This window comes from Arthrobacter sp. P1_B11 (assembly GCF_056406715.1).
Genome location: NZ_JBFTZQ010000001.1, coordinates 449,578 through 463,015 on the forward strand (window position 1 = coordinate 449,578; position 13,438 = coordinate 463,015).

12 protein-coding genes are annotated in these 13,438 nt (G+C 65.9%); 9 read left to right on the top strand and 3 right to left on the bottom strand.

From position 1 onward, the window contains the following. Position 1: 1 nt before the first annotated feature. Together AC1D14_RS02030 and AC1D14_RS02035 are read right to left on the bottom strand one after the other, a co-directional pair. Positions 2–766 carry a spermidine synthase gene (locus AC1D14_RS02030; RefSeq protein WP_476967986.1) on the bottom strand — a complete coding sequence of 255 codons (765 nt, stop codon included), beginning with the start codon at positions 764–766 and terminating at the stop codon, positions 2–4. Between the two features lie 23 nt (positions 767–789). Continuing rightward, entirely contained in the window at positions 790–1,998 is a 1,209-nt protein-coding gene (locus AC1D14_RS02035; RefSeq protein ID WP_230116821.1) for an aminotransferase class I/II-fold pyridoxal phosphate-dependent enzyme, read from the bottom strand. Between the two features lie 92 nt (positions 1,999–2,090). On the opposite strand from AC1D14_RS02035, the gene coaD reads away from it, so the two are divergent. The 7 genes from coaD to ftsY all read left to right on the top strand — a co-directional run bounded on the left by coaD (position 2,091) and on the right by ftsY (position 10,244). Continuing rightward, the gene (gene coaD / locus AC1D14_RS02040; protein ID WP_230116820.1) at positions 2,091–2,591 is read left to right on the top strand and encodes a pantetheine-phosphate adenylyltransferase; all 501 of its coding nucleotides are present in this window, start codon (positions 2,091–2,093) and stop codon (positions 2,589–2,591) included. A 190-nt stretch (positions 2,592–2,781) separates the two neighbouring features. Next, entirely contained in the window at positions 2,782–3,306 is a 525-nt protein-coding gene (locus AC1D14_RS02045; RefSeq protein WP_230116819.1) for a YceD family protein, read from the top strand. 36 nt (positions 3,307–3,342) lie between these two features. Next, positions 3,343–3,546 (top strand): 50S ribosomal protein L32, encoded by a 204-nt coding sequence (gene rpmF / locus AC1D14_RS02050; RefSeq protein WP_009356569.1) that lies wholly within the window; start codon positions 3,343–3,345, stop codon positions 3,544–3,546. 21 nt (positions 3,547–3,567) lie between these two features. Then, a complete protein-coding gene (rnc, locus tag AC1D14_RS02055) occupies positions 3,568–4,287 on the top strand; it encodes a ribonuclease III (RefSeq protein ID WP_230116818.1) in 720 nt (239 codons plus the stop codon). 7 nt (positions 4,288–4,294) lie between these two features. After that, entirely contained in the window at positions 4,295–5,254 is a 960-nt protein-coding gene (mutM, locus tag AC1D14_RS02060; protein ID WP_230116817.1) for a bifunctional DNA-formamidopyrimidine glycosylase/DNA-(apurinic or apyrimidinic site) lyase, read from the top strand. 110 nt (positions 5,255–5,364) lie between these two features. Beyond that, entirely contained in the window at positions 5,365–8,976 is a 3,612-nt protein-coding gene (smc, locus tag AC1D14_RS02065; protein WP_476967987.1) for a chromosome segregation protein SMC, read from the top strand. 59 nt (positions 8,977–9,035) lie between these two features. After that, positions 9,036–10,244, top strand: a complete 1,209-nt coding sequence (gene ftsY, locus AC1D14_RS02070) for a signal recognition particle-docking protein FtsY (RefSeq protein WP_230116815.1) — start codon at positions 9,036–9,038, stop codon at positions 10,242–10,244. Here the strand turns inward: ftsY and AC1D14_RS02075 are convergent. Further along, a complete protein-coding gene (locus AC1D14_RS02075; RefSeq protein WP_476874767.1) occupies positions 10,241–11,500 on the bottom strand; it encodes an MFS transporter in 1,260 nt (419 codons plus the stop codon). The genes ftsY and AC1D14_RS02075 overlap by 4 nt on opposite strands. Before the next feature lie 228 nt (positions 11,501–11,728). On the opposite strand from AC1D14_RS02075, the gene AC1D14_RS02080 reads away from it, so the two are divergent. Together AC1D14_RS02080 and AC1D14_RS02085 are read left to right on the top strand one after the other, a co-directional pair. Further along, positions 11,729–13,093 carry an ammonium transporter gene (locus AC1D14_RS02080; RefSeq protein WP_230116814.1) on the top strand — a complete coding sequence of 455 codons (1,365 nt, stop codon included), beginning with the start codon at positions 11,729–11,731 and terminating at the stop codon, positions 13,091–13,093. Then, positions 13,090–13,428 carry a P-II family nitrogen regulator gene (locus AC1D14_RS02085; protein ID WP_015937412.1) on the top strand — a complete coding sequence of 113 codons (339 nt, stop codon included), beginning with the start codon at positions 13,090–13,092 and terminating at the stop codon, positions 13,426–13,428. Before AC1D14_RS02080 ends, AC1D14_RS02085 begins: the two co-directional genes overlap by 4 nt. The last annotated feature ends 10 nt before the right edge of the window (positions 13,429–13,438 follow it).

Genomic DNA, 13,438 nt, shown 5'->3' on the forward strand with positions numbered 1-13,438 from the left:
CTCAGCCTGACAGCTGATCCAGGTCGACTCCCGCCAGTACCTTGGCCGGGTGCGGCCCGCGGGCTGTCAGGGCGGCCGTCCATTCGGGCGGCCATGGCTTCTGCGTGCCGGCCAGGATGATGTTCCCGGGATACCGGCCGGTGAACATGCCGGCTTCGGCGAAGGCGGCCACATCGGTCATGGCACGCCGCAGGGCCGCGACCTGGCTGCGGACCAGGGTCAGGCCAGGCTCGTCACCGACGTTCACGATCAGCACGCCGCGCGCCGACAGCCGTGCCGCGCATTCCTTATAGAACTCCTGGCAGGCGATATGTTCCGGAGCGTCGGGGCCGGAGAAGATATCCAGGATGACGACGTCAAAGCGCAGGTCCGCGGGCAGCTCCGCCAGCGCTTCGCGGGCGTCGCCGATAACCGTGTGCAGTTCGGTGCCTTCGGGCAGCGGTAGCTGCTCCAGCACGAAGTCCAGAAGCTCCCGTTCAAGCTCCACTGCGTACTGCACGGATCCCGGGCGGGTCGCCTGGATGTACCGGGCCAGGGTCAGCGCGCCGGCTCCGAGATGCAGGGCAGTGACCGCCTCCCCCCAGGGCGCCGCGAGGTCCACCATGTGACCGATCCGGCGCAGGTACTCGTAGAAGATGTCTTCCGGTTCCGCCAGGTCGACGTGTGACTGCTCGGCCCCGCCGATGCTGAGCACGAAGCCGCCGTCAGTGAACGGGTCCGGTTCTATGACGGCATGCTGGCCGGTGGTGCGGAGAAAACGCGACACCGGCGAGTGACCTTCCGCCACCGTCAGAGCCTGTCCCGCAAGGTCGCCAGCCTGGTGGCCGCTTCTTCCAGGACCTCGGTCTTCTTGCAGAAGGCAAACCGCAGCAGGCTCCTCGTTCGCTCGGCCCCCTCGGGGTGGCAGAACACAGGAACGGGAATGGCGGCCACGCCCACGAGCTCAGGCAGGCGCCGGGCGAGTTCCACGGAATCACTGATCCCCAGGGGAGACGTGTCGACATTCACGAAATACGTGCCCTGCGGCGTGAACACGTCCAGGCCCGCCGCCCTGAGACCGTCACTCAGGATGTCGCGTTTCTTTCCCAGCGTGGCGGCGACGCCGTCGTAGAACGCGTCGGGCAGCCCCAGCCCGGCCGCAATCGCGCTCTGGAAAGGCGTGCCGGAACTGTAGGTGAGGAACTGCTTCACGGTCCGGATGGCAGACACGAGGTGCTCCGGCCCGCTCAGCCAGCCAACCTTCCAGCCGGTGAAGGAGAAGGTCTTGCCGGCCGAGGAGATGGTGACGGTCCGCTCCGCGGCACCCGGCAGGGTTGCCACCGGGATGTGGCCGACGCCGAACGTGAGGTGCTCATAGACCTCGTCGGTGACGATGAGGGCGTCATACTTCCGGGCCAGTTCGACCACGCGCTGCAGGACGTCCGCCGGAAAGACGGCGCCGGTGGGGTTGTGCGGATTGTTGAGCAACACCACTTTGGTGCGGCTGCTGAACGCATTTTCGAGTGCCGCGAGGTCAGGCATGAAGTCAGGGGCGAGCAGCGGCGCCGTGACATGCGTGGCACCGGAAAGGCCGATAATCGCGCCATAGGAGTCGTAGAAGGGCTCAAAGGTCAGGACCTCGTCGCCGGGGCCCACAAACGCCATCAGCGATGCGGCGATACCCTCGGTAGCGCCCGTAGTGACGATGACCTCGGTGTCCGGATCCGGAGCCAGTCCGTAAAAGCGCTGCTGGTGGGCGGAGACAGCCTGCCTCAGCTCGGGGATGCCTTTGCCCGGTGCGTACTGGTTAGAGCCCTGGGCGATCGCCGCCTGGGCGGCTGCCTTGATTTCCGCGGGGCCGTCTTCGTCCGGGAACCCCTGGCCGAGGTTGATGGCGCCGGTCCGGACGGCCAGAGTGGTCATTTCTTCGAAGATCGTGACGCCCAGGGTTCCGTCGGAAGCCAGGAGGTTCGCCCCCATGGCCGCCCGCTGCCAGGGCGCCGGAAGTGTCTCTGCCATTACGTTCCCGCCTGTCCGGTCAGCCCACTTTCCTGCGCGGCTGATGCATCCAGTCATGGTATCCCGGCTTGGACATACGGTAGGTTCGGAGCATGAGACGCGCCGTATGCCCAGGCTCCTTCGACCCCATCCACAACGGACACCTTGAAGTCATCGCCAGGGCCGCGAGCCTCTTCGACGAAGTGATCGTGGCCGTGTCCACCAACTACGCCAAGAAGTACCGGTTCACGCTGGAGGAACGGATCGAGATGGCCAAGGAGACGCTGGCCTCCCTGCGTGGCATCGTCGTGGAGCCTGTCGGTGAAGGCCTCCTTGCCGAGTACTGCCGCCAGCGCGGCGTGTCCGCCATCGTCAAGGGCCTGCGCTCGTCCTCGGATTTTGACTACGAGCTGCCCATGGCCACCATGAACCGGCAACTGAGCGGCGTGGAGACAGTGTTCCTGCCCGCTGAGGCGCACTACCTGCACCTGTCCTCGACACTGATCAAGGAAGTGTTCACCCTGGGCGGGAACGTGGCCGAATATGTGCCCCGGTCCGTCCTGAAACGGCTTGTCGCGGGTGGGCCTGCCCCGGGCCAGCCGTCGAGAGGGTAGGCTTGACCGGTACATTCCGGCTTTCCGCCGGTTGTGTGGTGCTTTTCCCGGTCGCATGGCGGCTGGCCTTAGCTCCTCCGCTTTGCCGGGGCCGGCCTCCGGTTTGAGTCCCCCGAGGACTTCAGGCTAAGATAATACGTCGGTCATATGTTCAACAGGAGTTCTCATTAAACGAGATGCTAGTTCGCCCTTGATGCTTGATGTCAAGGACCTCGGACGCAGTCCGGGGAGCATGCGTACGCTCACCGAACATGTGCCCGCGCCAGGTGATCTTGGCGTGGCGCTCATTGGCGTTCAGGAAGGCTCGGACATCGAGCTTGACCTGAGGCTTGAGGCCGTACACGAAGGAATTCTGGTTTCCGGAACCGTTATCGTCGAAGTGACCGGCGAATGCGGCAGATGCCTGGATCCCCTTGCGTATGACCTCGAAGTCAATGTGCAAGAACTTTTCTTCTACGAGGGCGCCCAGTTCTCCGACGGAGAAGACGAAGAAGAGCAATATCGAATCGAGCACGATCTAATCGATCTTGAGCCGGTGTTGCGGGACGCAGTTGTAACCATGCTGCCGTTCCAGCCGGTGTGCCGGGAAGACTGCCAGGGCCTGTGCTCCGAATGTGGAGTGCGCCTGGAAGACGAGCCGGGGCATCACCACGAGGTCGTAGATCCTCGCTGGGCTGCCCTAGCTGACTTGGCTAAGCCTGACCGGCAAAATTGATTTGTAAGTGTTTTTCTAGAGAGAAATGAGTTAGCCGTGGCTGTCCCGAAGCGGAAAATGTCTCGCTCGAATACCCGCGCCCGCCGCTCCCAGTGGAAGGCGACTGCCCCCCACCTGGTGAAGACTGTCGAGAACGGCCAGGTTACTTACAGCCTGCCGCACCAGGCAAAGGTCGTCACCGACTCGGCTGGCACCGCGCTGTTCCTTGAATACAAGGGCCGCAAGGTCGCAGACGTCTAATCGGCCCACAGGCTGACCAGGATGTCTTCAACTGAAGAGCTTCTGAAGCGTCTCGGTGTCTCCATTGACACCGAGACGCTTCGTCTTGCTCTGACACACCGTTCCTATGCCTACGAAAACGGGGGCATACCCACCAATGAACGGCTCGAGTTTCTGGGGGACTCCATTTTGGGTTTCTCAGTAACCGATGCGCTCTACCGCGATAACCCGACGCTGCCCGAGGGCGACCTCGCCAAGCGCCGGTCGGCCGTGGTCAGTACCCGTGCCCTTGCGGGCATTGGACGCAGCCTGGGCATTGGTGACTACATCTACCTGGGGCAGGGCGAGAAGCTCACCGAAGGCAAGAACAAGGCATCGATCCTCGCTGACACGATGGAGGCGCTCATCGGTGCCACCTATGTGTCCAACGACATCGAGACCGCCCGCCAGCTTGTCATGCGCCTGATCGGTCCGCTCCTGCAGGATGCAGCCGCCCTTGGGGCCGGCACCGACTGGAAGACCAGCATCCAGGAACTGGCTGCCGGCCGTCAGCTCGGCAGCATCTACTACGCCGTGGAAGGGTCTGGTCCAGACCACGCGCGGACGTTCGTCGCAGAGCTGCAGATTGGCGGCACGCCGTACGGCAAGGGATCGGGCCACTCCAAGAAGGAAGCGGAGCAGGAAGCTGCAGCCGACGCCTGGCGCAAGCTTTCCGGCGCAGACACGGCGGAAGCTCCTTCGGAACCTGCCGCCGGCAGCTAGGTGCGCGGTGCCTGAACTCCCCGAGGTCGAGGTGGTCCGCCGCGGCCTGGTGAACTGGGTTCTCGGCCGGACCATCACCGGCGTCGAAGTCTTGGATCCCAGGTCCGTGCGTCGCCACGCCTTGGGACCTGAGGATTTTGCCGGGAACCTTGAAGGCGCGACGGTCCTTGACGTGGTCCGCCGCGGAAAATTCCTGTGGATGCCATTGCAGGGCGAAGGCGCTGATTCGGTCGACCCTTCAGTGCTGCCCCAGGTTGCCCTGATGGCGCATCTGGGCATGAGCGGCCAACTGCTGATGCAGGACAGCGACGTGCCGGACGAGAAGCACCTCAAGGTGCGGCTGCACTTGAGCCCGCGGGCCGGGATGCCCGGGCAACTCAGGTTTGTGGACCAGCGGATCTTCGGCGGCCTGTTCGTCACGTCGCTCATCCCGACGGACGACGCCGGCCCGGGCGGGCTGGCCGAGGTGCCGATGCCCCTTGTCGCCCAGGAAGCGTCCCATATTGCGCGCGACCCCTTGGACCCGCACTTTTCCTTCGACGACTTTTATCGCAGGCTGCGGAGCCGCAGGACAGGTCTCAAGAGGGCACTCCTGGACCAGGGCCTGGTGTCCGGGATCGGCAACATCTACGCAGACGAAGCCCTGTGGCGCGCCAAGCTTCACTACGCGCGCCCCACGGACAAGCTCCGGCGGGCGGACGCCGAGCGGGTCCTCACTGCAGCCCGCGAGGTCATGCTCGACGCCCTCGCGGCAGGCGGCACCAGTTTCGATTCTTTGTACGTGAACGTTAACGGCGCCTCAGGCTATTTTGACCGTTCCCTCAACGCGTACGGCCGGGAAGGGGAGGAATGCCGCCGGTGCGCGGAGTCCGGCATTGTCAGTCTCATGAAACGCGAGCAGTTCATGAACCGTTCCTCCTACACCTGTCCGGTGTGCCAGCCGAGGCCCCGAAACGGCCGTTGGTGACCGCTGTCTCCGGGCACAAAAGGCCGTAAATCCGCGGATTCCGGCCCTTATGGCAGTACATTTAGGCAGGACACGCAGCCGCTGCCGCCACTCAGGAGATCCGAAATACCTTGCACCTCAAGAGTCTGACCGTCCGGGGCTTCAAGTCGTTTGCCTCGGCCACGACCTTCGACTTTGAACCCGGAGTCACCGCGGTGGTGGGGCCCAACGGCTCGGGTAAATCGAACGTGGTGGATGCGCTGGCCTGGGTCATGGGCGAACAGGGAGCCAAGACGCTCCGCGGCGGCAAGATGGAAGACGTGATTTTCGCCGGCACCTCCGGCCGCCCGCCTTTGGGGCGCGCGCACGTCTCGCTGACCATCGACAACTCCGACGGCGCGCTTCCCATCGAATACAGCGAAGTGACGATCTCCCGGACGCTGTTCCGCACCGGCGGTTCCGAGTACGCCATCAATGGCGCCGGTTGCCGCCTCCTGGACATCCAGGAGCTGCTGTCCGATTCCGGCCTGGGACGCGAGATGCACGTCATTGTGGGCCAGGGGCAGCTCGACAAGGTACTGCACGCCACACCCGAAGACCGGAGGGGTTTCATTGAGGAAGCCGCCGGCATCCTCAAGCACCGGCGCCGCAAGGAAAAGACCGTCCGCAAGCTCGAGGCCATGCAGGCCAACCTGCAGAGGCTCAGCGACCTGACAGGAGAAATCCGGCGCCAGCTGACACCGCTGGGCAAGCAGGCGGAAGTTGCGCGGCGTGCCCAGACAGTCCAGTTCGAGGTCCGGGATGCCCGTGCCCGGCTGCTGGCCGACGACCTCGTCCGGCTTCAGAACACCCTGGCCCAGGACGTCGCCGACGAAACCGCGCTCAAGACGCGGCGCGCCGTCGTCGAGAACGAGCTGGGAACTGGCCGTCAGCGACAGGCCGCGCTGGAACAGCTCGCTGCCGAGGCAACCCCCAGATTGAATGCTGCACGGGACACGTGGTACCAGCTGTCGGCCGGCCGCGAACGGCTGCGGTCGCTCGGTTCCTTGGCGCAGGAACGGTGCCGGCTGCTGGGCTCCGCGGACGCGGCACCCGATCCCGGCCGAGACCCCGACCAGCTGGAAAGGCAGGCGGCCCGCGTGCGGGCCGAGCATGCCGAACTTGAGCAGCAAATCGTCGCCAGGCGCGACGTTCTGGCGACCGCCACCGCCGCGAAAAGCGAGGCGGAAAGCGCCGCTGCTGCCGAGGAAAAGCGCCTCACGGCCGCCCTCCGTGCCGCTGCCGACCGGCGAGAAGGCCTGGCCAGGCTTGCCGGCCAGGTGGCGGCGGCGAGGTCCAGGGTGGAATCGGCGCAGGCAGAAGTGGGCCGGCTGCGCGAGTCCCAGGCTGCAGGCGATGAGCGCAGGAAGCTGGCCCAGTCCGAGTTCACGGCGCTTGAATCGCAGGTTGCCGGAGTCGAGGACGGCGAGGAATCCCTCGACGCCGAGTACGAGGACGCCACTGCGGTGCTGGACGCCGTTCTCGCAGAAATCGAATCCCTCCGGAGCGCCGAGCGGGAGGCCGTGCGGGAGCGAGATGCACTCCGGGCCCGGCGGGATGCGCTCCAGTTGGGCCTTAACCGCAAGGACGGGTCCGGGCACGCCCTCGCGGCCGGGCTGCCCGGCGTCGTGGGATCGCTGGCGTCGGCGCTGACGGTCGAACCCGGCTACGAAACCGCCATTGCAGCCGCTCTTGGCACTGCCTCGGATGCCGTTGTTGTCCGGGATGGCGCAGCCGCGGCTGCCTTGGTGCAGCTCCTGAAGGACGACGACGCCGGCCGCGCCACTCTGCTGCTTGAAGATCAGGCAAAGCCGGCGGGCTTTTCGCCGGACGGCACCGGGAAGCTGCCGGACGGGTCCGGCACGCTGCCGGAGGGTGCCCGATGGGCGACGGAGCTCGTGTCGGCATCCGGCGCCGCCGCAGCGGCGGTGCACGGGCTGCTGGCGTCGACGGCCGTCGTCGATGGCCTGGACTCCGCGGCCGGCCTGATTGGCGAACGGCCCGGGCTGACAGCCGTCACCCTCGCCGGCGACGTGTTCACGGCACTCACCGTTACCGGGGGTTCGGCCAAGGCGCCGTCGCTGCTTGAGGTGCAGGCCGCCGTCGACGACGCCGCGTCCCGGCTTGCCGGGGTCACCGCAGGGCTGGAGCAATGCCGTTTCGCACTGGCGGGCGCGGAGTCCCGCCGGTCCGCGGCGCAGGACAGGGCTGACTCGGCACTGGAAAGGCTGCATGACTCCGACGCGCGGCTCGCGGCCGTGGCGGAACGGCTGGGCCACCTGAATTCGGTCCTGCGCAGCGCCGTGGGGGAGAGCGAACGGCTGGCCGCGTCGCTGGCACGGGCCGAAGCCAACATCGTGACCGAGCAGGAAGCCCTCACCGCAATCGCCGCCCGGCTGGCTGCGGCCCAGGAGGCACCTGCCGAGGAAGAGCCGTCCAGCGGGCGGCGGGACGCCATGGCCGAGGCTGCCACCCTGGCGCGTTCAACCGAGATGGATGCCAGGCTCTCGCTGCGCAGCGCCGAGGAGCAGCTGTCCGCTATCCGCAACCGCGCAACGTCGCTGGAACGCGCGGCCGCCTCGGAACGCCGGGCCCGCGAGGAGGCCGCCGAGCGGGCACGCCGCCGCAGGGTCCAGGCACGGCGGGCTGCTGCCGTGTCCCATGCGGTGGCGCACACGATCCGGTTCAGTGACATCTCGGTCGAACTGGCTGCCCGGGAACGCGATATTGCCGAGCAAAACAGGGAGCAGAGGGACCGTGAGCTGGCCGAGGTCCGGACCGCCAACGACGCCCTGGCCCGGGAGCTTGCGGAACTGACGGATTCGGTGCACCGTGACGAGTTGGCCCGTAGCCAGCAAAGGCTGCGGATTGAGGTGCTGGAGAACAGATCGGTCGAAGAGCTGGGGCTCACGACCGACCAGCTCGTGGCGGACTACGGCCCGGACCGGCCGGTTCCGCTGCCGGCGGGCGGGTCCACGGACAAATGGGCGGAGCTGCGGGCGCCCGTCGATGACGACGGCAAGCCCGTGGTGGAGGGGAAGCCCTTTGTGCGGGAAGAGCAGGAAAAGCGGCTCCGCAAAGCGGAACGGGACCTTTCGTCCCTGGGAAAGGTCAACCCGCTGGCGCTGGAGGAATTCGCGGCGCTGGAGGAAAGGCACCAGTTCCTGAGCACGCAGCTGGAAGACCTCAGGTCCAGCCGGAAGGACCTGCTGGACATCATCAAGGAAGTCGATGACAGGGTGCAGCGCGTGTTCGCGGAGGCCTTCGCCGATACGTCGGCGCAGTTCGTCCGGGTCTTCGCCCGGCTATTTCCGGGCGGTGAGGGCCGGCTGGTCCTCACTGATCCCGGCGACATGCTCACCACAGGCATCGAGGTCGAGGCGAGGCCGGCGGGCAAGAGAATCAAACGGCTTTCCCTGCTGTCCGGCGGTGAGAGGTCCCTGACGGCGGTAGCGCTGTTGGTGGCGATCTTCAAAGCCCGGCCCTCGCCGTTCTACGTGATGGACGAGGTGGAGGCGGCGCTGGACGACACCAACCTGGGCCGCCTCATTACGATCTTTGAAGAGCTTCGCGAATCCAGCCAGCTCATCGTGATCACACACCAAAAGCGGACCATGGAGGTGGCGGACGCGCTGTACGGCGTAACCATGCGCGGAGACGGCGTGTCCACTGTGATCAGCCAGCGCCTGGGAGCCGACGTCTAGCTGTACGGACAGGCCCGGACCGCCCGCAGCGTCGCGCGGTGTTATGAGAAGCTAGGGGTGTGAACGACATCCTCCCCATTCTCCTGCCCATTCTTGCTGCCCTGGTAGTCATCGGCGGGCTGGTCCCGGTGCTGCTTAAAGCACGGAAGTCCGGCACCCGGTACCCAGATACACGCGACGCCAACGATCCGGTGAACCCGCTGGGAGGCGGCGGAACCCTTCTGGAAGACCGCCCGGTGGCGGCTCCCGAGCGGAAGGCCCCGGGCGGCGTCGACGTTGAAGGGGTCGAAACGGAGGTTCCGGACGACGTTGCCGGCCTCGAAACTATTCCGGTCGAGACTCCGCTGCCTGTGGAGGGACGCCTCACCCGCCTCCGGGAACGCCTGGTCAAGTCGAACAACGTCCTCGGTAAGGGCTTGCTCGCGCTGCTTTCCAGCGACAAGATTGATGAGAATGTTTGGGACGAGGTGGAGGAGACGCTGCTCCTCGCCGACCTCGGCACCGAGCCCACCATGCAGCTTGTGGACGCCCTCCGCGAGCGGGTGAAGGTCCTGGGCACCCGTTCACCCGATCACGTCAAGGCACTCCTCCGAGAAGAGCTCATTAAGCTTGTCGACCCCACGATGGACCGGAGCCTCCACATCGAACGGCACGCTGACAAGCCTGCCGTAATGATGGTGGTCGGCGTGAACGGTGTGGGAAAGACCACCACTGTGGGCAAGCTCGCTCGCGTCCTGGTCGCGGAGGACAAGGACGTTCTGCTCGGCGCCGCGGACACCTTCCGCGCAGCCGCCGCCGAGCAGCTGGCCACGTGGGGCCAGCGGGTCGGCGTTGCCACCGTGAAGTCCGACGTCGACGGAGCGGACCCGGCGTCGGTCGCCTATGAGGCGGTCAAGGCAGGCATCGAACAGGAAGTCGACGTGGTCATGATCGACACCGCCGGACGGCTGCAGAACAAGGTCGGACTCATGGACGAGCTCGGCAAGGTCAAGCGCGTCATCGAGAAGCTCGCGGAAGTGGACGAAGTGCTCCTGGTGCTCGACGCCACGACCGGCCAGAACGGGCTCAACCAGGCGCGGGTCTTCGCCGAAGTAGTGAACATCACAGGCATCGTCCTGACCAAACTGGACGGGACAGCCAAGGGCGGCATCGTCGTGGCCATCCAGAAGTCCCTCGGCGTTCCCGTCAAGCTCATCGGGCTCGGCGAGGGCGCGGATGACCTCGCCCCGTTCGAAGCCGAAGGCTTTGTCGACGCGCTGCTGAACTAGGACTGGCTGGACTGGGGCGCGGTCGCCGTCTGCGCCGTCTCCCGGGCGAGAAGCCAGGCGACAGCCGCCAGCAGCAGCACGCTGCCCGTCACCGCGAAGGCCCAGCCGTAGCCCAGCGCATCCGCCAGCAGACCGGCAAAAACCGGTCCAAGGATGGCGCCGATGTCGGCGGTCATCTGGTAAGCGGCGAGCACCCGGCCGCCGGACCGCTCGCGGCCAATCACGTCGGCTACGGCGGCCTGCTGGGCAGGCCCCAGCAGGCCCGCGCCCACGCCTGCCAGCATCGATGCGGCAAGGAACCAGCCCAGCACATGGGTGAGGCCTATCCCGCCGGTTGCCAGTCCGGTCAGCGCCAGCCCGGCGAGCATCATCGGCTTCCGGCCAAGACTGTCAGCCAGCCTGCCTGAAAATGTCAGGGCCACGGCGTTGCCCGCGGCAAAAACGGCCAGCGCCCAGCCGGCTGCCTCGGGTCCGGAGCCTAGGGCGGTGACGGCGAACAGGGGCACGGTGGCCATCCGCACGCCGAAGGTGGCCCAGCCGTTGGCGAAACTTGAGAACAGCGAGGCACGGTAGGCGCTGTCGCGTAGCGCCTCACCGAATTGCATGGCCGGTACGGCCGAAGCGTCATGGCCGCCCGTGCGCGGCACGTGGCTGAGCTGCGTCTGCACCACGAGCGCCGCCAGCACCAGGGCTCCGGCGTAGGCCAGGAACGGCACCCGCAGCCCGAACCCGGCCAGCAGGCCCCCCACGATGGGACCGCAGACATTGCCGATCAGGAACGCCGAGGCGTAGGCGCCGGACACCCTCCCGCGGCTCTCCGGAGGGGCCAGTCGGATCACCAGCGCCATCGACGCCACCGTGAACATCACCGATCCGGCGCCGCCAAGCCCCCGGAACACGAGGAGCTGCCAGTAGTTCTGCGCGAAGGCGCAGGCCGCGGTGGAGGCCGCGACGATGAGCAGTCCCGTTACGTAGACCGGCCGCTCACCCAGCCGACCGATCAGCGCGCCGCCCGCAGGGGCGAACATGAGCCGCATGAACGCGAAGATGCTGACGATCACCGCTGCGGCGGTAGCTCCGACGTCGAAAGTTGTGGCGAACTGGGGGAGCACCGGAGCCACCAGCCCGAAACCCAAGGCTATGAGGAACGCTGCGACAAGCATCACCTTGATGTCGCGGGGCAGCCGGGCCTGGCTGGCCCGCCTGACGGCTGGGAACCGCAGTCTTCCGGCGGCGGGACGGGAGCGTGGCGTCATGAAGCGGAGATCCTTGCAAAAGGGACGGAGTGGCGGTTTGGGACTGGTGAAACATAACCGTAACAAGCCAGATATGCACCATTTACTTCCGGGAGGTTCTTGTAACAGGCCGGCAATCTAAATCCTCCGCCAGCGAAACACAGCCCGGCAAAACTTTACTTAGAACGCAAAAGGCGTTGGGACAGGGCGGGCAACTCCGCACAACAAAAGCAAGAGAGGACGTAGACCATGGAACTCACCGCAGGTCTCGTTTGGCTCCTGGTCGCTTCAGCACTCGTGCTGTTCATGACCCCGGGCCTGGCATTCTTCTACGGCGGCATGACCCGTGCGAAAGCTGCCTTGAACATGATGATGATGAGCTTTGTGGCCATCGGAACCGTGGGCATCATGTGGGTTCTGTGGGGCGCGTCGATGGCGACGAGCAACGAGGACAACTTCTTCCAGATCTTCGCGAACCCGTTCAGCCACTTCGGTCTGCACAACTTTACCGATCCCGCGGATCTACTCAAGGTCGGCTACGCCGCCACCTTCGCCATCATCACCGTGGCACTGATCTCCGGAGCCGTCGCTGACCGCGCAAAGTTCTCGGCATGGACCATCTTCACGCCCATCTGGGCCACCCTGGTTTACGCCCCCCTGGCCTACATGGTCTGGGGCGGGGGACTCTTCTCCAAGGATGGCTGGTTCGGTCAGACGTTTGCTCCGGTGATTGACTTCGCCGGCGGCACAGTCGTCCACATCAACGCCGGCGTGGCAGGGCTCGTCCTGGTACTGATCATCGGTAACCGCAAGGGCTTCGGCAAGGACCCCAACCACCGCCCGCACAACATTCCGTTTGTCATGCTCGGTGCAGCCATCCTCTGGTTCGGCTGGTTCGGCTTCAACGCCGGTGCGGCCGCCACAGTTGAACAGGCTGGCCTGATCTGGATCAACACCCTGGCAGCCCCGGCAGCCGCGATGCTCGGCTGGCTCGCTGTGGAACGGTACCGTGACGGTCACCCGACTTCGCTGGGCGCCGCTTCCGGTGTCGTCGCCGGCCTGGTCGCCATTACCCCTGCCTGCGCCAACGTGTCTCCGCTTGGTGCCATCGCCCTCGGCGTAGTCGCAGGTGTCGCCTCCGCACTGGCAGTTGGACTGAAGTTCAAGCTGGGCTACGACGACTCACTCGACGTCGTCGGCGTCCACCTTGTCTCCGGCGTCGTCGGAACCGTGGCCATCGGTTTCCTCGCGACACCGACACAGGGCCAGGCGGGCCTCTTCTACGGGGGAGGCACCACCCAGCTCGTCGCCCAGGCTTTGGCGGCCCTCATGGCCATCGCCTTCACCTCGGTCATGACCTTCATCATCGCCTACCCCATCCACAAGTTCATGGGCTTCCGTGTCTCCCAGGAACAGGAAGTGGTGGGTGTGGACCTCAGCCTGCACGCCGAGACCGCCTACGAGTTCGGCATCGGCGGCCACGGCGGCAGCTTCCAGCCGCTGCATGAACTGATCACCGGCAACGCCCAGACCAGCGGCACGACGACCGCCGCGCCGGGCGTAGAGGGCAAGAAGACAGAAGCAGCATCAGGCAAGGAAAGCGTGGGGGCATGAAACTGATTACAGCAATCGTCCGTCCGGAGAAGCTCGAAGCCATCCGGGAAGGCCTGGAGGCCTACGGGGTCCAGGGCCTGACGGTCAGTGCAGCCAGCGGCTACGGCCGGCAGCGAGGTTACACCGAGGTCTACCGGGGTGCCGAGTACAACGTGGACCTGCTGCCCAAGATCCGCGTGGAGGTTCTGGCCACGGACGAACAGGCTGACGACATCCTGGATGTCATCATTGCCAGCTCCAATACCGGACGGGCCGGCGACGGCAAGGTCTGGACCATGGATGTCTTCGAAGCAGTGCGGGTGCGGACGGGCGAACGTGGCGTAGCAGCCATCTAGCACCGGACAG